This is a genomic window from Colwellia sp., from assembly GCF_013214175.1.
Taxonomy (GTDB): domain Bacteria; phylum Pseudomonadota; class Gammaproteobacteria; order Enterobacterales; family Alteromonadaceae; genus Colwellia.
On record NZ_JABSPA010000013.1, the window covers coordinates 1 to 20,071 of the forward strand.

15 protein-coding genes are annotated in these 20,071 nt (G+C 39.2%); 1 reads left to right on the forward strand and 14 read right to left on the reverse strand.

Translation table 11 applies throughout. The features are described 5' to 3' along the window. Positions 1–717 precede the first annotated feature (717 nt). The 13 genes from HRT55_RS20445 to HRT55_RS20505 all read right to left on the reverse strand — a co-directional run bounded on the left by HRT55_RS20445 (position 718) and on the right by HRT55_RS20505 (position 17,071). Positions 718–1,380, reverse strand: a complete 663-nt coding sequence (locus HRT55_RS20445) for an SGNH/GDSL hydrolase family protein (RefSeq protein ID WP_291624226.1) — start codon at positions 1,378–1,380, stop codon at positions 718–720. Between the two features lie 145 nt (positions 1,381–1,525). Beyond that, complete coding sequence (locus tag HRT55_RS20450; protein ID WP_291624228.1) at positions 1,526–1,744, reverse strand: DUF6500 family protein; 219 nt, start codon at positions 1,742–1,744, stop codon at positions 1,526–1,528. A 142-nt stretch (positions 1,745–1,886) separates the two neighbouring features. Beyond that, a complete protein-coding gene (locus HRT55_RS20455) occupies positions 1,887–5,204 on the reverse strand; it encodes an amidohydrolase family protein (protein ID WP_291624231.1) in 3,318 nt (1,105 codons plus the stop codon). A gap of 413 nt (positions 5,205–5,617) precedes the next feature. Then, positions 5,618–6,106, reverse strand: a complete 489-nt coding sequence (locus HRT55_RS20460) for an arsinothricin resistance N-acetyltransferase ArsN1 family B (RefSeq protein ID WP_291624234.1) — start codon at positions 6,104–6,106, stop codon at positions 5,618–5,620. A 30-nt stretch (positions 6,107–6,136) separates the two neighbouring features. Then, positions 6,137–6,607, reverse strand: coding sequence for a nuclear transport factor 2 family protein (locus HRT55_RS20465; protein WP_291624236.1), 471 nt, complete (start codon positions 6,605–6,607; stop codon positions 6,137–6,139). An 87-nt stretch (positions 6,608–6,694) separates the two neighbouring features. Then, positions 6,695–6,880 (reverse strand): hypothetical protein, encoded by a 186-nt coding sequence (locus HRT55_RS20470; protein ID WP_291624237.1) that lies wholly within the window; start codon positions 6,878–6,880, stop codon positions 6,695–6,697. 300 nt (positions 6,881–7,180) lie between these two features. Then, positions 7,181–7,720, reverse strand: coding sequence for a Tfp pilus assembly protein FimT/FimU (locus tag HRT55_RS20475; RefSeq protein WP_291624239.1), 540 nt, complete (start codon positions 7,718–7,720; stop codon positions 7,181–7,183). A 424-nt stretch (positions 7,721–8,144) separates the two neighbouring features. Then, positions 8,145–11,069 carry a DUF349 domain-containing protein gene (locus tag HRT55_RS20480; protein WP_291624241.1) on the reverse strand — a complete coding sequence of 975 codons (2,925 nt, stop codon included), beginning with the start codon at positions 11,067–11,069 and terminating at the stop codon, positions 8,145–8,147. Positions 11,070–11,123: 54 nt separating this feature from the next. Continuing rightward, positions 11,124–11,447: a DUF1315 family protein gene (locus HRT55_RS20485; protein ID WP_291624243.1), complete on the reverse strand. Its 324-nt coding sequence runs from the start codon at positions 11,445–11,447 to the stop codon at positions 11,124–11,126. 65 nt (positions 11,448–11,512) lie between these two features. Then, complete coding sequence (locus HRT55_RS20490) at positions 11,513–11,842, reverse strand: hypothetical protein (protein ID WP_291624245.1); 330 nt, start codon at positions 11,840–11,842, stop codon at positions 11,513–11,515. A gap of 153 nt (positions 11,843–11,995) precedes the next feature. Then, a complete protein-coding gene (locus tag HRT55_RS20495) occupies positions 11,996–15,073 on the reverse strand; it encodes an efflux RND transporter permease subunit (RefSeq protein WP_291624247.1) in 3,078 nt (1,025 codons plus the stop codon). Positions 15,074–15,118: 45 nt separating this feature from the next. After that, on the reverse strand, positions 15,119–16,276 hold the full coding sequence (locus HRT55_RS20500) for an efflux RND transporter periplasmic adaptor subunit (RefSeq protein WP_291624249.1): 1,158 nt from the start codon (positions 16,274–16,276) through the stop codon (positions 15,119–15,121). An 84-nt stretch (positions 16,277–16,360) separates the two neighbouring features. Then, on the reverse strand, positions 16,361–17,071 hold the full coding sequence (locus HRT55_RS20505; RefSeq protein ID WP_291624251.1) for a DUF3313 domain-containing protein: 711 nt from the start codon (positions 17,069–17,071) through the stop codon (positions 16,361–16,363). 211 nt (positions 17,072–17,282) lie between these two features. On the opposite strand from HRT55_RS20505, the gene HRT55_RS20510 reads away from it, so the two are divergent. After that, positions 17,283–18,314 (forward strand): AraC family transcriptional regulator, encoded by a 1,032-nt coding sequence (locus HRT55_RS20510; protein ID WP_291624253.1) that lies wholly within the window; start codon positions 17,283–17,285, stop codon positions 18,312–18,314. A gap of 179 nt (positions 18,315–18,493) precedes the next feature. Here the strand turns inward: HRT55_RS20510 and HRT55_RS20515 are convergent, their stop codons facing one another. Next, the gene (locus tag HRT55_RS20515; RefSeq protein WP_291624256.1) at positions 18,494–20,020 is read right to left on the reverse strand and encodes a sodium:alanine symporter family protein; all 1,527 of its coding nucleotides are present in this window, start codon (positions 20,018–20,020) and stop codon (positions 18,494–18,496) included. Positions 20,021–20,071: the final 51 nt, after the last annotated feature.

The window sequence follows — 20,071 nt, forward strand, 5'->3', positions numbered from 1 at the left end:
AAGAGGGATTGCTGTTAAATTTGAGTGCCAACAAGAGTAAATTGTGATTCTCCGAGCTTGCTCGGCAAATTTAACGCTAAGCTAAGCGGAAAAAAGCAGTTGGCTATAATGCGCGAAGCGCAGCCAACTGTATTTTTTCCGTTTGAGCGCCTTGTTATATGCAGCACTGGTTAAACTAGATACTGCACGAATTTTATAGCGCACGTTATAAAAACGCTACGCCGTGAATTTTTACGCTACACACAAAAGCTACAACAGAGTTAATAGCTTTGCCACCTTTGAAAAAGGTATAAAAAGGCAAAAGCTTATTAGCGATAACACCCAACTCTTTTAGCGGAAAACGCTAGAATTCTCTAGCCCTAAAATGTAGTTTTTAAAAAGCATATAACAGTTTATTAAGAGGCAAAACCCCTTCTTTCTACAAGATGAGATTAATCATCCCTAATTTTATAATGCTAAGAGATTACTTGATTGTTATCGACAGATCAATGAGTTAAAAATACTCACTTAACTGGTAGATGTGTGAAAGGCGGAAATATTCCCGCTTTATTGTAGAAAGAAGGAATACACAGTAACTGTATAAGAATACAGTTACCATCAGGCGTTTACTTATAATATTTCGCTATTAAAATACTATTGATAAAACTAAGTGAACTAACAAGTTCGATAAAATAAAATATCGCGGCACAGCTAACTGAATCGCGAATTGGCTTTAATTTAGAGCATTTCATCTGCCATTCGCGCAATTTCAACACCAAGCTTCTGATGAGCATCTTCATCAAGGTGAATACCATCAATATTGCTCGCTGAGACCAGTTGTGCTGCATCAAGAAAAGCACACTGCTGTTCATTGGCAATAGCGCGGTATTGTTCAGAAAAATCATGTGTTTTTACCGCTTGAATCGAACTAGTCAGCTTATTTTCGGCTGAGTTTTCGGTTCTCTGCTCGACTCTTTCTTCGGTTTTCTGCTCGGAGAGAAGCGGTGGCGCTACTAGTAATACTTGAGGAACTGGCAAGTCGAGGCGCAGGCATGTTGCTGTCATTAAATCGATTAGCTTTGATACGCCTCGAGATGCATCCTGTACTGTCGCTGAGGATTGTTGCAGAATGTCATTAGTTCCTAGCATTAATACCAGCACATCAACTGGAGAATGTGACTCCAAACATTGCGGTAAAAATGTCGCTCCATTTTTGTCTGCACGGGCCGGATCGTCCACTATGGTTGTCCTGCCACTTAGCCCTTGCTCTATTACTCTCACGTCACAACCTAGCTGCTTTTGTAACACGCCTGTCCAACGCTTTTCGAAAGGGTATCGTGCCCCTGTACCGGGGACGTAGCCATAAGTATTTGAATCACCATAACATAACACTACTTTCATATTTTTTAGCCTTTGTCCGAGTATTAGTTTACCAACATATAAAACCTAAAAAGACTTATCGATCTTGGCTAACATTTTTACAGGCGGAAGCTGACCAATGGCTAGTAATCCCACTTTTTTTTAATAGTTAAAGGCTAATCACAAGCTACTGCTCGGATATTACCAATGCTTTAATTTTTAGTGCTTTTTCAAAGTGGTCAAGTTTATGGGTGATGATCCACCAGCTTGCCGCTTCCATCAATAATTCAGGGTCATCATTTTTATTAGCAAAAAATGCATAAAATGATAAACCGACATTAGTGCCCTTTAGGGCTATTTTTTTATCACACACAGCTATAATTTTTTCTTGTAAGCTCTTTTGCATTCGTTAATTTCCTTTTAATGTATTTATTAGTACTTCAGTGCCTAACTCATTAACTAACACTTCAATTAGGTAAATAAAAAAGCCAGCAAGTTTACCTGCTGGCCTTGTTTTAACTGTTAACATTTACCAATGAAGCAAGCTTTTACTTGTCTTCAAAGTAGAACTTTTCACGTTTGTTATCATAGTTACCTATTTCATTCATGGTTTCAGCGTTATATAAACGGCCATTCACCATGGTGTGGGTAACTTTGTCACTTAAGCGAATGTCTTTACTAACATCACCGTCAATAACAATCATATCGGCAAGTTTACCCACTGTTAATGAGCCCAGATCTTTATCTAAACCAAGAGTTCTTGCTGGTGAAATAGTGGCAGTACGAATAGCTTGCAGTGGTGTCATACCACCCTGCGCCATCATCCACATTTCCCAGTGCATGGCTAAACCTTCACGTTGACCGTGACCACCAGCGTTTACTTCAACACCTAAGTCCTGCATCTCTTTTGCCACTTTGGCGACATTAAAATGGTTATAGTGATGCAATGGCGCTTTTGGACGACGCATCGAGCGAGGGTCTAAAAACTCACTTGGCACATATTTACTTAAGCGCGGATGTTCCCAAACATTAGTGGTATCGTACCAATAATTTTCACCTGAAATACCGCCATAAGCAACACCCATAGTTGGCGTGTAAGCCATGTCAGATTGTGACCATAACTGCTTGATATCATCATAAATTTTAGCAGTAGAAATAGAGTGTTCTAAGGTGGTATGACCGTCAACAAGCATAGTTAAATTATGTTGCAGTAATGAGCCCCCTTCAGGCACAACCATCATTTCTAATTCACGTGCGGCTTGAATAAATTGCTGACGTTGATTACGACGTGGTTGGTTATAGCTTTTAACACTAAAGGCACCCGCTGCTTTTAAACGTTCAACGTGAAATTTAGCATCGTCCAGACTATCAACATGTGAGGTATAGCCAGGGATAGTAGCACCATATAAAATTGTACCAGTAGAGAATAAACGGGCGGCGACTATCTTACCGGCTTTTTGCATTTCGCTAGCAGCAAAGAATTCAGTGGTATCGTTAGATGGATCATGAATTGATGTTACTCCTAACGCTAAACCAGCATAGTTTTTCCAGTTCTGCTGTGGAATAATTTCGTTACTGCCTTGTGAACCATGAGCATGGGCATCAATTAGTCCAGGCATAACGGTTTTTCCGGTAATATCAACTATGTAAGCATCACTTGGAATTTTTACCTGTGCTTTAGTGCCAACGGCTTTGATTTTGTTACCTTCTACTAGCACAACGCCATTTTCGATAACTTGCTCACCTTCCATAGTGATCACTGTACCGCCAACAAAGGCAACACGACCCGATGGAATATCAACTTTTTGCTGGTAGCTTAAGTTAATCACTTTGACTTCGTTTTTAACATCACTCGCCGATTGTTCAGTCTCTTTAGCCTTTGTTTTACTGCTAGTTTTATCGCTATAAGTAGCCTTATCGCTGACATCGCTGCTGATTTCAAACAGGCCTTTTACTGAAGCTTGGTATAAGTCTGCACCTAGGCTCCAATAAAGCTCATTGGACCTACCATTCCAGTTAATACCTTCACCAGCACGTATTGATAACTGCTCTACCGGTAAATTTTTCGCTTTAGGACCAATATCAATAACATCACCACGTTCTACCAATGGCGTAACAAATACTTTAAAGCGCTCGGCAAAAGCAAGGTAATTACCATCTGGCGATACACGGTATTCTGAGGCGAATTTACCTTGATATAACTTGGTATCATGTTGCCCATCTAAATCGATACGAGCAATATGCGGCGTTTTGCCATTGCGTGTAACATATATACGATCATTACGTGCGCCAAAGTGTGGTTGTAAACCGCTTTCTGTAACCAGTTCAGCCTTACCACCTTTCGCCGAAACCGCATAAATACCAGGATTTAAGCCCCAAGTAGGGTCGATAATAGAGCCGCCGCTGATTTTACGATAAACCACGGTTTTACCATTAGGTGAGAAGCTGGGTTCAACATACTTTCCAGGCTCACGGGTAATAGTTTTACCTTTACCGCCTCGGCTTGAGACTACACGTACTTGACCTAAGTTTTTATCATCCCAGCTCACATAAACAATTTTTTTACCATCACGTGAAAAACTTGGGTTAAGCTCAAACTGACTTTTTTGTTTGGTTAAGCGTTTTGGTTTGCCATTTGGTAGGCTCTTGGTATAAAGCAAGCCCATGGACTCAAACACAGCAACTTTGCCATTGGGTGATACTTTGACATCACGTAGCATTTTGGTATCAAAGGTTTTTTGATCTAAGTCTTGCGAGAAACGCACAGCAGTTTGAATTTTCTTTTGTGTTTTAACATGAAATTCAATCACTTTAGCTTTTTTCGAATCCAGTGATAATTTATTAATTTTACCGCCGGCCCAAAAGACTAAACCATCACTTTCTGGGGTCCAAGCCATAGTAGGATAAACACCATGAATAGCCCAGGTCTCTTGCATATCACGATCTAAACCATCATAAACCTTGGTTTGTGCGCCACTCTTAAGATCATATAGATATAAGTTTGATTGAAAATCATCACGACTGATAAAAGCTAGGTACTTACCATCCGGTGAAAGTGTTGGTCTAATCGCGCCGCCTTTACCGGAAACAATGACTTTAATTTCGCCGGTTTCAAGCTCTAGGCGTTTAATTTTATAAATGCCCTTCACTGAGTCTTTTGAGTAATGGAAAGATTTACCTGGCGTAGCATCTTGAGAGAAGTAAACGTATTTACCGTCATGAGAGAATGCGGGTTCACCTAAATCTTTTTGCTCATTAGGACGTTTGGTTAACATAATGCCATTGCCACCCGACTTATGATACATCCACACTTCACCAGCACCTAAAGAGCGCGTACCGGTGTAGTGCTTACGGCCAACCAAGTAATTACCATCAGGTGACCAAGCTGGACTATTTAATAACCGAAAAGTTTCAGTGGTTACCGCTTTAGCATCACTGCCATCGGCTTTCATTATCCATAAGTTATCGCCACCATCTTCATCTGATGTAAAGGCAATGTATTTACCATCTGGGCTAAAGCGTGGTTGCATTTGCCAAGCAATATCTGTCATCAATGCTTTAGCTTCACCGCCAGAGGCTGGCATAGTGTAAATATCTCCGAGCAAATCAAAAACAATGGTTTTTCCATCAGGACTTAAGTCAACATTCATCCAAGTACCTGAGCGAACATCAATGTTCGCTGTGGTAAATTCTCCTTGAGGCTCGTTAACAGACCATTTTGTTGCTACGTCTTTAGCAATAGTTTCGCTGGTGCTGGTTTCGTTAATGTTTGTATTTGATTGGGCAAAAGCAGTTGGCAATGCCAACAGTACACTTAGTGCTACACCTGAGAGCAGGAGCTTTTTTGACGATAGGATTTTCGACATAATGAGAACTACCTTATACATTTGTATTGTATGTTTTAACCCAATTCCATTAAATTATTGCCACTTGTGCGGGTTAAAATACGCCAAGACGGCGTTGCTCTTATTGCCAATAGACAGCTATTGGTCAATCAAGCGCCCTGCTTTGATTTATTTTCCCTATGCACAACAAGATGACGAACTTAATGAAACGGGTATTAGCTGGACTAGCTAAATAACTGCTAGTACTTAATCATAAACACTAGCGAATTGTAAGGGAATTGAGCCGATTAACCGGTATGGTAAGTTGTATTACGCGAGGATAAAAATGCTGAGTTGTAAGGCCTTGTTGCCACTCATAAATTCGCTTTATAAATGAGCTGTTACTTGAACTAGTGCTTGAACTATTCGTTAAAGAAAGTTGCTAATGCTAGCGACTAAAGAGTGCCTTGCCAATAACCGACATCAAGCCACTGGTTAAACTTAAAGCCGACTTCTTTAAAGTGAGCCACCTTTGCCAGAGAAAATTTCTCATGCACAGCAACACTAGCCGCATTGGGTAAAGTAATGCCGCCGATTACGCTATGAATGTTTCTATTTTTAAGCTCGGTAAACAATGCTTGATACAATTGAGTGCCCAGGCCTTTACCGCTCTGCTCTGGTGATAAATAGACGGTAACTTCAACAGAGAAACGATAGGAGAAACGTTCACGCCATTTACTGGCATAAGCATAACCAAGTATTTCTCCAAGCTCGTCTTCTACGACAAGCCAAGGTAAATCCGCAGCGAGTACACTAGTGATACGCCGTTGCATCTCTGCTGCCGTTAAAATATCTTCTTCAAAAGTGATTACTGTATTAGCGATATAATAATTATAAATATCGCTAATGGCTTTAGCATCTTGCTCTTGTACAGCCCTGATCATATAAATTCCTGATGTCGATGAATCAAGCCATTAACTACTGTAATGACGAATAACAGATATTTTACCCTTTTCAATTTCTAGCACCTCAAAAGTACTGTTATTAATAATGATTTCTTGACCATTATCAGGATGTATCCCCTTCGCTTGAGTGTTAAATTTAATCATAATGACATTATTGCCATAGGCACTATTAGTCAACTGTGCTTGGTACTCGGTATGAATGCCCAAGTAATAACTCATGCCTTTACGCATCAGCGCCTTACCATCGGCAGCACGACTATCATCATTTGCATAAGGTAAATGCTGGTAACCGATATCATCGGTTAGATAAGATAAATAATGCTCTAAATCTTGCTTGCTAGCATTGGGCTTTTGCACCTTGGTCCAGGCAGTGAAATAGTCTTGAGTAAATTGTTCATAGTTGAAAGCTTTATCTTGTGCGCTGACCATAAGTGGCAAGGTTAATAAAACGCTGAGTAAACTTGATAGCAAAAACTTCATAAAATGTCCTTTTTCATTAGTAGTGGTAACTGTGCTTAGATAAATATTTACCAGTGACTAGCTTACCTTGTGCAGGTTAATACGGTTTTAATCATTGTGAGTGTTTTTCAATTCGATATTAAGCGCTTTTATTTCCGCTTTACATCGGTCATTATCTTTTGTAGAACCTTTAGTACAAGGCGCTGAAGGGTCACCACCAAAGTCTCTTTGTACGCTATAGTAAACGCAAGATGACAGCAAAAAAGTACAAGCCACAGCATATATAAATTTCATGTTAAATCCCTTAATAAGAAGTACTAGCGTTGAAACGTCACTAGCAGGCACGAATACTTGTTTTAAACTAGTGCCGAGATAATTAATGCCGATGAGCAAAGTTAGACTTCAACATTATTATCAAACTGATAAAGCAGACTACGCTGTCGTTGCTAAAAAAGGAAGCAAGAAATTACACAGCCATTTCATTTAACTAGGCGTTCTTTAGGGGGCATTGAGCAACTTAAAATAAGTGTAGGGGTTTGTAGGGAGTGATTAGTCTGTTGATAGTGTTTGATCAATAAATAGTGAATTAATTTTCTAACATTCACTGGTTTCAATAGTGATAACTGGTTTTTTTGGTGTGCCATTTTCGCTGTTTTCATATCTAACATGACATTTAATCGTTGATTTTTGATCATAATCATCAATCAAGAAAATATAGATGTAGTTATTAGCCGTTGATTTGTCGGTGAAGAAAGGAGCCGCATTACGGTTTCTATTGGCGGTATTACGATCTACAGCATCTATTTCTAACCAAGCTTTTACTTGTGCATTTAATTTAATAAAGCTATCTCGACCACGAACTGAGGGATAACCATTATAAAGTGGAATTTCAACATCAGCGATTTGAATTACCCCAATGCCTAAATGCTCATTATCAATGATCGCACGAGAATTAATAAGTTGTAAGCCACTGGCCATTGCCCCGCCAACAGCTTCTAGTGTTGCTGCCCTAGAGTCACCGGTTAAATCAATAAATTTAGGTGCAGCCGTTACCGCTAATATGCCTAAAATAACAATAACCACAATGAGCTCAATTAAGGTAAATCCATGTGTTCTGTTTCTTAACTGTGCCATGTACCCTGCTAACCCTAAATTATCTTAATACTATTTTCTGTGAAGTATTATAATCGCTCCGGATAAGATTAATTGTAACCACTTGTTATTCTTTGTTATATTTAAAATACTTTGCTCATAGCTTACTTATTGTCTTCTGTACCATTTTGTTGATGTGCACTTTCTAAAATTATTTATCGTTGCATTATTGCGCAACTGCGTGAGGTAAAATACGCCAAGGCGACTTTGCTCTCAATTACACACGCCCGCTATTGGTCAATCGAGCGCCTGCTTTGATTAGTTTTTCCAGTACACAACAAGATCACAAACTTAATGAAACGGGTATAAACCAAAAAAATCAGTTTGCCTCTTGGTAAAGAAGTAAACTGATTTTTAGTTATCTGTTCGCTAGGTCTTCGCTAAATAGCGATACTTCTAAAAAACGCTATTGGCAATAAATTGTTTTTAAACGTGCAATTAACGGTAAGTCACCTTCGGTAAGCGTACCTAACATTAACCAATCGACCAGTAATTTACTGAGATCAATCTCGATACCAGACAGCATTTGCTCTTGCATTAATTGTACTTGAACTTTCATACGCTGATCAGCTAGCTCTACCGGCGAATCACTTTTACCCAGTATTTCAATTTCTAAGGTTTTATCGAAGCGACGGCTACCATCAACTTGATTGGTTAGCTTAACATGCTCTTGAAAACGCTTTTGCCAAAAACTGCTTAGCTTGTTAAACATATTCGATGCTGATAATGCCTCAACACCTTTGTTGTTTGGCGCCTGTACCGACATTAACTCAAACAAGTTCGACCAACTTTGTTGTTCCTTAACTTGATTATTAGTGTTAATTATTTGCTCTACTTGCTTAATAATCTTTTCAATGCGTACTGCCACTGCCTTGATAACCGGCTTATTAGCAATAACTTCTTGCAGTAAGGTTTCTGCTTGTTGGTCAATAGCTTTTAATGCTTGGTTATTTGCAGGAGTAGTATCTAGGTTAGAGCCTTCTTCAGCTTCTTGACCTGCAAAAGCACTAAGCGACTCTTCTATTGCTTGCACTTTTTCATCAAACGCTTGTTGTTGACTGGTGAACGCCGCTTGCTGCTCTGACTTTAACGCTTGTCTTTTAGCAAATAATTCATCGTTTACTTTACGAAATTGTTGCCACAACAGATTTTCTTGATGGTTGCCAGCAAAGCCTATTGCACGCCATTGCTGTTGTAGTTGTTTAGCGGATTCAATTGCAGAAAAAACATCATCACCAGCGAGTAACTGCTGTGCTTTAACGATCAAGGCTTGTTTTTCTTCACTGTTACTTAAATGAAAAGTACTGATGGCGGTTTTAATAGGCGCAATAGCATTTTTAAATTGCTGCTGTAATTTTTTGTATTGATTACGATCCACTTCGCCAGCATTGTTCCATTGCTGTTGTACGGTATTTAATTGCCCGTCGAGCTTTTTAAAATCAATAACTGGCGTCTCTTGACCATTCTCAATATCAGCAACAAGCGTTAATTCACTCGCAAGTTGCTCAGCTTGCGCTAATATCTTTTGACGTTGCTCTAAATGCTGCGCACGGATTTTATCCTGCTCGGCATAGAATAACCGACAAGGTGCAAAAGCTTGTTCACAAAGCTGATTAAACTGCTCATTTAATTGTTTATCAATATCTTCATCGGCATGACCTAAAGAATTCCAAGTACCGCGGAATTCTTTAACTTTTGCTGCTTGTTCATTAGGATTATCCAGTGGCGTTTCAACCAGTGCTTGCACTGCTATAACTAGCTCTTGTTTACGAGGTGTCGCGATATAATGTTCCCAATCGCTCAGCTCGATCATTTTTTCGCTAACTTGGTCAAAATCACGTTGCAACTGTTGTTGTTGCTGAGCAGAAAGTTGCTCAATAGTCTCTTTCACACCCTTAAATAAACCAAAACAAACTTTGTATTTACCATTGCTAAGTAGACGCTTTATATCTTGTAATTTTTTCTTATGTTGGAAAAACAATTCTTTTTGCTGACTTTGTAATGGCTTTAAACCACCTTGCCAAGTACTGATAATTTGTTTTTGCGCTTGCACAATAGACTCAGGTAAAATCCCGGCAGTTTTTTGCTCAATTACTCGCCATGCTTTTAACCAGTCTTGGTAAGTTTCTTGACGCGTATTTAACTCGTTTAATGACTTAGGTAAAGTAAGTTGCGATATTTTAGAGATTAAATTGGTCGCTTGACTTACCGATTCAGCAATCTCTGGTATTTCACCTAAACGTTTAGTTAACTGGTTAACTTGCTTGATAAAAATTTGTTGCTCGTCTTTATTCAGTACCGAGGCATTAATGTCTGTGGTTAACTGACCGAGTAAACTTTTAAACTGTTCTTCATCAAAGTTATCACTGGAAAATACTGCCGTTGTTATCGCTTGGCTAATGTGATTAAGCTGCTGGGTAAAGTCTTTTTTGTCTTGCTGTTTATCATGCGCTAATTTATCGGCAATGATCTGTTGCTGATAGTTTTCAGCTTTGGCGATAAATAACTTATCCAATTGGCTCATTATGCCTTGGTACTTATCATTAAAAGCTGATAATTCTTCTTCGTTAAAAATCGCTAGTTCTGGCTCAAATGTTTGCCACTGTTGAATTAACACTGACTTACGTTTCTTATACTCGCCATAATCAGCAACGTCTTTTAGTGCTTGTAATTTGGCTAAAACAAGTTGTATTTTCTTGGCCAATTTTAGCGGTTTTTCAATGGCGGTTTGGATGGCGGCAAGTTTGTCTTGAATTTTTTGAGCTAAGACTTCATTACAGGCCTTTTTACTCAGTTTCTCTAATACTTTGGCATCATCAACTTGCTCAAGTAAGTAGCTTTGAAAGTCAGGATTTTGTTTTTGACTAAAACTATGGCTTAACAAATGGGTAGAGGTTTTACGGGCACTAATTTGCTGATAAAGCGCAATCATAATTGCACTGTCTTTTTCATGGGCTAACCATGCTTCTAATAACGCTGTACCGAGTAATGGGCTGTGCGCTTGTTTCGCTAATATACTTTGTTTTATCTCAGCCGATAGCACAATTTTGTGATCGGTCGCCAAAATATCATGTACCTGTTTGCCGGCAAATTGTTTTACCTTAGCTTGGGAATTCTTATGGCTTGCTTCAAGGTAACTATCAAAAGAGGCCACTTTAATCAAGGCTGCTCGACGTACTAAATCACTGACATCTTGCTGGATAAGTTCCGTTAAAATGGCAAGTTGTTCGCTGTTACTCGCCGATAACTCATCATTAATGGCGGTGATACGTACCGTCGCGTCTTTATGTTGCCAGTTGGCTTTTGTTTTAAAAAAAGAGGAGAAAATCATAGTTTATTTGGTTTCATTCAGTTGAAGAATAACAATAAGGTTTAACTGTAATACTTACAGCTCATTGTTACTGAAATAAGCGATATCCGCTTGTGTTGGTTTGTCACAGCTTTTAAGTTTTTCTTCCGGCTTATAGCTAGAGAATTGAGCTTTAAGCTGGCGTTTGTTTTTTTCAACGATATGGCCATCAGGACCAATGGTTAGCATTTGATCATTTTCTAAATGTCTAGCTTGATAGGCCATAGTTAATTGCAAAGCCGTGGCGCGCTGGGCTTTATCAACCACAGTACCTTCAGGCCACTTGCCTGTTTCCGCGGCACATTTTAAGCGTAAATACATGTCATTTGACATAGCGTCTATGGTGTTAAGTAAATCCATCAGAATTCCGAGGGTTAAGTAGTATTAATTGATAGTTTTTTATTTGCTTCACAAGAAAAATAAAGCTAGTTCGCTTTACGCTTGGTAAAGAGCAACATGGCGCGGATAATTATATACATAACAAAACCGAGCATAGCACTGACCATGGCTAAGTTATGTTGCCAACTACCTGGTTCAACATTATCCCAAAACATAAATAAGAAGCCACCACAAAATAACAGCATGGCGATGAATGAGTAATTCATTAGGCGTTGAGTTTTATTGATTAAGTCAACTCGGTTAATACTGGCAATTTTCTCGGCATCAAGCCCAGATAAATTAAGGTTACAGTGATTACAGCTTTTCGCTTTGTCGGAAATTTTTTTCGAACAACCCGGACAATTAATAACGGCCATTTAATTACTCATGCAATGATATAAAAAAGTTTAACCCGCAAATGTTGTCTATGAACCATTTGCGGGCATTTCACTTAGTATACCTGACCTATTTTGCTATTTCACTACGCAGACACGCACAAAATATTTTAGTTTCTCCGCTAAAGAAATAAGTTAAGCATTCATTGCTTTTGTCGGCGTTTTAATAGAAAACAATACCGCATAAACCACGGGAATAACACCTAAAGTAAACACTGTAGAAAACAACAAGCCGCCGATAATGGCAATCGCCATAGGCTCCCAGAACTCACCACCACCTAGGTATAACGGAATTAGACCAAATATGGTGGTTGCTGTGGTAAGTACTATCGGTCTAAGCCTTTGCTGAGCGGCGTTGATAATAGCTTGGCATGGGTTTTCAGGCAGTGCCTGCTCTTCTATTTTAATACGCTCTAATAAAACAATGGCATTATTTATAACGATACCGGCTAAAGAGATAATACCCAATAAGGTCATAAAACCAATAAAAGATTGCCCAACTAACAAACCACTGGTTACGCCAATTAGGCCTAATGGAATAGTTAATAAGATTATTAAGGCTTTTCTAACCGAGTTAAATTGGGCAATAAGTAACAGCAAAATAATAAAACCGGCAATAGGTAACTTCTCGCCGATGGATTTATTGGCTTTACCTGATGTTTCATATTCACCACCAAGCTCAAAAGTATAGGTTAATGGCCAGTTTTTTTGCTGTGTCTCAAGCCAGGGCAAAAGCTCATTAAAGGCTTGGTTCGCAGTAATCGTATTATCAATTTGGCCACCAATGGTGATGGTCTTTAAGCGGTCACGACGTAAAATCTTAGCGGATTGCCATACCACCTTGATATCTGCTACTTGTGTTAACGGTACTGAACTACCGGTAGCTTGCGAGTACACAGCTAAAGCTTGTAATTTACCAATGTCTTGGCGATCGTCAGCTTGTGTGCGCAGGGTAATCGGTATAACGATATCCCCTTCCCTATACTGACTTAGCTCAAGGCCAGAAAGACCGGTTTGCAATGATATGGCAATATCTTTACTGGTTACACCCGCACGACGAGCACGACTTTGGTTAATATCGACCTGCAATTTTTTAATTGGCATGCCCCAATTATCACTAATAGCTTTAACACCGTTAATTTGTGCCATACGTTGTTTAACTTGCTCAACAATAATAAATAATTGCTCAGATTCGGCACCGTTAATACGTACCTCTACTGGATTGGCAATGGGAGCACCATTTTCAATTTTACGAAGTTTTACCAATAAATCAGGGAATGTTGCCAAGCTATAACGCTCAAGTTTATCCATGGTTTCGTCGACCAAATCTTTACTGGTTAGATTTATGATCATCAACGCATAGTTACTACTGGTCGGTTTCGGATTATGAGTTAATAAGAAGCGCGGGCCGCCGTTACCTAGGTAAGTTACCCAATTAGTGACACCGGTATCTAGCTCTGGCGTTGCCTGTAACTCTGCACGGATAAAGCTTTCAACTTGCTCGGTGACTCGCTCTGTTGCCGCTAAAGTGGTGCCAATGGGCATTTCTAATTCCATTTTGAAAAAAGCACGGTCAGAAGGTGGGAAAAACAATTTAGGCACAAATGAAAGTCCCCAGATAGCGGTGATAAACAAGCCCAAGGTAACCAAAAGTGTTAACCAACGAAAACGCAGTAAGTTAAGCAATAGTGCGCGATAGCCGGCAAATAATCGGCTATCAAACAGCTGCGTAGTCTTCTTTACTTTCATAAATTTGACACACAACATAGGGATTACTGTCATTGATAAAACCCATGAACACAATAAAGTAATGCTGACCACTTTAAAAAGAGAAGCCGTGTATTCTCCCGTAGCCGACTCCGCCAAAAATATGGGTAAGAATGCCGCCGCAGTGGTTAATGAAGAAGTAAGCAGTGGTATTTTTAACTCATTTGCCGAGTCTACTGCCGCATCAATGGCTTTTTTGCCTTTTTCCATCGACACCATAATGCTTTCAGACATGACTATGCCGTTATCCACCAACATACCTAGCGAAATAATAAGCGCGGCTAAGGAGATTTGGTCTATGCCAATATTAAAGAATGACATGATCAGTATGCCAAAAATCATACTCGATGGAATAAGCACAGCAACGATTAAGCCCGTTCTAAAACCTAAACTGAGTAACATCACTAAGGTCACGATAATTACAGCTTGAATCAAGCTGCTAGAAAAATCATTGACCTTTTTCTCGACATCAAAAGGCAGGAAAGACACCGCCTCAAATTCTACACCAATGGGATAACTTTGGTTAAGGTTAGCGATAAGCTCATTTACTTGTTGGCCAAGTAGAATATTATTTCCACCTTGACGCATAGCAATGGCAATAGATAAGCCCTGCTCTCCCGAAAGACTGACCTTAGTTTGCATAGGGTCAACATAACTACGTTTAATAGTAACCAAGTCGCTTAAATAAAGTAGACGGTCACTACCAGGAATTTGGATAATGGTTCTTTTAATTTCATCGATATTTTCAAAGTTACCGCTGGGCTCTAGGGGAATTTGCTCATCCCCTAAAATAATACTGCCGCCCGAAATAACAATATTACGGCTGGAAAGTTGCTCACTTAATTGGCTTGGCGATATGCCTAAGTTGGCTAGATGGGCATTATCATATTCAAGAAAAATATGTTCTTGTTGCTCACCAAACACCTCGACTTTTGCCGCTTCCGTTAACCGAAGCATGGCGTCCTTGGCTTGGTCAGCAATGGTTTTCATGTCTCGGTAATTGTAGCCTTCCGCAGTTAAGCCAATGACAATACCAAAAACATCGCCAAACTCATCATTAACAATGGATGGGAAACTCTCGGCGGGTAACTGACTTTGTGCTGCGTCAATTTTACGGCGTAAGTTATCCCAAATAGGCCGTAGATTACGGTAACTTTCTTTGATATTGACACTAATAATTGAAATGCCAGTACGAGATTCACTTTTAACAAAGTCTAATTCAGGTAACTCTTGAATAACCCGCTCTAGTTTATCCGTAATTAACATTTCAACCCGCTCAGGGCTAGCACCGGGGAACTGGGTAATCACTTGCGCAGTGCGAATAATAAAACCAGGATCGTAATCCTTGGGCATATTTTTATAAGCATTTACACCAAAAAACAGTATCACTATTAACAACATAAACGTGGTGCGATTATTAGTGATAGCCATACGGGTAATATTCATTAACTGTCCTTTTCTTCTTATCTTTTAGTTGTGGCTTTCTAGTTATTAATGGCTAATCAAATCACTAGCGGGAGTAAATTTAACTAAGCTACCCGATGATATTTTACTCATGCCGGCACTTATCACGTAATCGCCAGTCTTTAATACTGAAGTTAAGGCAGAAGTTAAACCGGCAAAAACCTCAATACCTTGTGCAGTGATACCCCCTACCACTACGGATTTCCTTACTATTTTGCCAACACCGAGGTCATGCTTTTGCACAACAAAGACAAAATTACCTTGAGCATCTTTTAACACGGTATGACTGGGTAAATAAAAGCTGGCTTGGTTTTGCTCATTATTCTTTCCTGGTAATGAATTGCTGTGTGACGAACGACCGAGTGATAAATTGGCACTTACTGAGGCTGTCATGCCAGGCAAAATCACATAGTTTTTAGGTGATTGCATGGTGAAAATCACTTCATAGGTTTTACTGTATTCATCGGCAAGGGTAGCAACTTCACTAAACTCTAACGGAAACAGTTCATTGTCTATTGAATTAAATTTGGCACTAACACCACCTTTAACGCTATTTTTTCGCAGATGAATCATGATACTTTCAGGAATATTAACAATCAGTTGAATTTTACTTAAATCATGCAATCGAACAATACGCTCTTTCGCGTTAATTTCTTGATGATTTTTACTGTATACCTTAGCAATAACACCATCAAATGAAGCGGTGAGTACACTGTATTTTAAGTTGTTGTTGGCAGTCGCTAGCTGTGCCTTAGTAGATTGGGCATTCGCTCTGATTTGATCAAATTCTGAAGCAGAGATATATTGCGTTTTAAGTAGATTTTTAGCACGGGTTAAATCCGCCATGGCTTTATCATAATGAGCTTGTGCTTCAGCCAAGTATATTTTCAGATCACTGTCATCGAGTTTAGCGATGATGTCACCTTTTTTTACTACATCACCTTGTTTAACCAAGAATTCAGTCAACTCGCCAGATATTTTAAAAGCTAAATCGGCGCGATTAACAGCATCAACAACCGCGGTAAATTCTAACGTTTGGCTAACATCAAGGGTTTGTACTACCAAGGTTCTGACCGGCCTTAATTGTGGTTTTTCTGCTATTTCTTTTGGTTTTTCACAAGCACTTAATAAACCTATCGCCATAATGGCAATTAAAATAGGCTTGAAAATTAGGTTAAAATTCATCGCGGATAAACTCCCAGACTTATTGTTTATTATATGGAGGGTAATTGAGGGGGATAATATAATGATATAACTGAGTCAAAACTGTTACTTTTCGTGTTTATCTGCACGAATTTCAACCAGACGGTCAACAAACTTCTCTGCCCACATCTTTACTAGCTCTTTAACGACGGTCATATTGTCGGCACCTGAATTGGCAATCGTAGTATCCACATATTTCGTACTTATTGCCGCTAAGATTCGTTCACGGCGAATGCCTTTTAAAAACTCAATTTCAACGGATACTTTGGTGGTGACATCACTCTTATCGGTTATTTGTAAGTAAGCGAGGTTACCGGCGTTAATAACCATACGAAAGGGAATAAAGTCGGTTGGCATTAGTTCAGGGTCTTCGAACTTAACGCCAGAAAATGCACCTTGAATGGTGATGGTTCTAGGGCCGACATGATCAACTACCTCATAGTTATTGGCAACTAACCTATCATGCATTTGTTGATGGAAATATTTAGAAAGCTCTTCTAATTGTTCAGGGCTAAATTTAGCATCAGGTCCTGGTGTTACCCACATTTCAAAAGGCACTAATTTAACACGATGCATATCAGCAAGCATGTCTATAGTAAAATTGTCACTGCGATAGACCTTGGTATAATCAGGGTCATAAACATCTTCAAAACCTTCATAGTTTTTTAAAAAACCTGACTTTTGTTGGTCGGTGACATTCATACAGCCACCTAATAGTAATGTGGTCAATAAAACGCTGACAATAGCTTGAATCTTCTGTGGTACTTTTAATAACATAACTATCCTAGATAAATGAATTATTTACCGCACTATAATGCTAGAATTCGACCTTAGAAGCTTAACAATTTGTGCCATTTACTGTGCCAAAAAGGACAATTTACTGCCAAAGTGGTCAATAGTGTAAATATCGATATAAAGGTACTATTAATTATAGCTACCAAGTGAGCCGCTGAGTGTGCTTTTTAACTAAGTAACCCATAGAGAATTTATGAGCCAAACAACCCTTGCCACCATTCCTCGACTTATCGCCCAAGTGCTTGCCATTTATGATGTTGAAGCTACAAGCGTGTTCACTTCTGCCGGTATTGATATTTCAGATGACAGCCAAAGTCGTATTCCCATGGTTAAAATGGCCACGTTATGGAAACTCGCGGTACAAGAGACCAAAAATAATGAACTGGGCTTAGTGGCGGCATCATTATTTCAACCCGCATATTTAAAAAGTATTGGCATGGCCTGGCTTGCCAGTGCTAATTTAGAAGACGGTTTAAAACGCTTTATCGCCAGCAGTCAGCTTATCAATACCGCGATACAAATTGAGTTGACTGAGCAGAATGGTGAAAACGGTGAGGAAATATTAATTCAGTACCAAAAGCGCCTAAAACTAGCAGATCAATTAAAAGTTCATCATTGTTCGATTGAACTAGGCATTGGTTTTTTCTTAAAGATGTTTCGTTTGGCCGCAGGTAAAAACATTCCAGCGACGGGTGTTTACTTTACCTTTTCAATTGATAAAAGCAAACAAGCTTATGAAGACTACTTTCAATGCCCTGTTTATGGCAACCAAGCAGTTAATGGTATTTCATTCTCTAAGGCACTGCTAACCGAAACCCTACCAACCCACGATGCTGAGTTAGTAGAGATGAACGAAATGGTTATCAACAAACACCTTGCCTCTATGGAAAATGGCGATACCAGCGCTAAAGTGATCAAAATAATCAATGAGCTATTACCCTTAGGCTGCCCAACAGAAGAAACCTTAGCTTATAAATTACATATGAGTAAACGCACATTGCAGCGGAAATTGAGCCAAGAAAAACAATCATTTTTGACACTACTGACCTCAGTACGTTTAATATTGGCCAAGCAACAATTAGCCATCAACAGCATTTCTATTACCGAAATAACTTATCAACTTGGTTATAGCTCACCCAGTACTTTTGCCCGGGCTTTTAAAAAACATATCGGAGTCTCGCCGGTAGAGTTTCGTGCACAGCTGGTAGATAACATTAATAACTAGTTAACCTTTCCAAAAATACCCATTTCAAATAGTAACCAACTCAAATAACACAATTTGCCAGTAAACACTGCGCATAAAAAAGCCGCTCCATATAAAATAAGGAGCGGCTTTTTATTGCTTACTAATCGAGCTGCTCAATTCAAGTTAGAGCAACTCAAATCAGAACAGCTCAGTTCAGCTTAACTTTCATTGTCTTTAGTTGACGCTTGCGATTTGCTTTGAGCTTTATCAAAGCGCTCTTCCCAAAACGTAGCATTGGTAATGCCTAACTTTTTTGGATCAAAAGTATAGTTTTTAACACCGGCTTTTTGTTGCGCCTCGTAATCTTTTAGTGCCTTTATCGCAGGTTTTGCCATAAAGAAAATAATAAGAATACCGATAATATTAAGCCATGCCATCAAACCAACACCAATATCACCCATGCCCCAAGCCGCACTTGGCTGAGCTACTGTGCCGTAAAATACAGCTGACATAAGAATGACTTTTAAAACAAACCTTAATGCAGGAATCTTTATGGTTCTGTTGATATAAGAAACATTGTTTTCGGCAATAAAGTAATAAGCAAGTATGGTAGTAAAAGCAAAGAAAAATAATGCAATGGCAATAAATGGTTTACCAAAACCCGTTAACACACTGTCAACAGCAATCTGAGTAAATGCCGGGCCACTAATGACTACATCAGCCGCAAGATGTTGCACTATAAAAGTACTGCTACCTTCAGGCATAACATTGTAAGACTGAGTAATTAAAATCATTAGAGCGGTCGCGGTACACACAAATAAGGTATCAATATAAACCGAGAATGCTTGTACTAAACCTTGCTGTGCCGGATGCTCAACTTCTGCAGCAGCAGCAGCATGAGGTCCAGTACCTTGTCCTGCTTCATTTGAATAAACACCACGTTTAACGCCCCAACCAATAGCAGCACCAAAGCCCGCCATAGGTGTAAAAGCATCGGTGAATATTGACATGAAAACACCCGGTAAAATATCAATGTGCAAACCAATAATAATACAAGCAATGATGATATAAGCTAACGCCATAAATGGCACCACAATTTGGGTAAAGTTAGCAATACGTTTAACGCCACCGAAGATGATAAAACCTAGGATTAGCACAATAAAGGTCGCCGCATAAACTTTAGTTAATGCAAGTTCACCTAATGATGAAGATACAGTACCGCCGGTACCAAAAACATTAACTAATGCATCGCCAATACCGTTCGACTGAACTACGGGTAATAACACACCACAAGCAACGATAGTTGAAATAGCAAATATCCACGCATACCATTTTTGTCCCATGGCTTTTTCAATATAGTACGCTGGACCACCACGGTAGACACCGTCTTCTTCTTCTTTATAAATTTGTGCATTGGTTGATTCAATGTATGCGGTGGCTGCGCCAAAAAACGCGACTACCCACATCCAAAAAACAGCACCCGGCCCACCAAAACCAATGGCAGCAGCAACACCAGCAATATTACCAGTACCGACTCGACCCGATAACGACACGGCTAGTGCTTGAAATGATGAAATACCTTTGTCTGAACTTTTACCCGAAAGCAATAAGCGAAACATTTCTTTAAACTGACGTATTTGCACAAAACGTGTTATTACGGTGAAAAATAAACCTGTACCTAAACACAAGTAAATTAGCGCAGGGCTCCAAATAATGGCGTTGATACTATTGACAAGATCTTGCACGGTTAACTCCTATGATTGTTATTATTTTATTTAGTTATCTTTTAATTATTT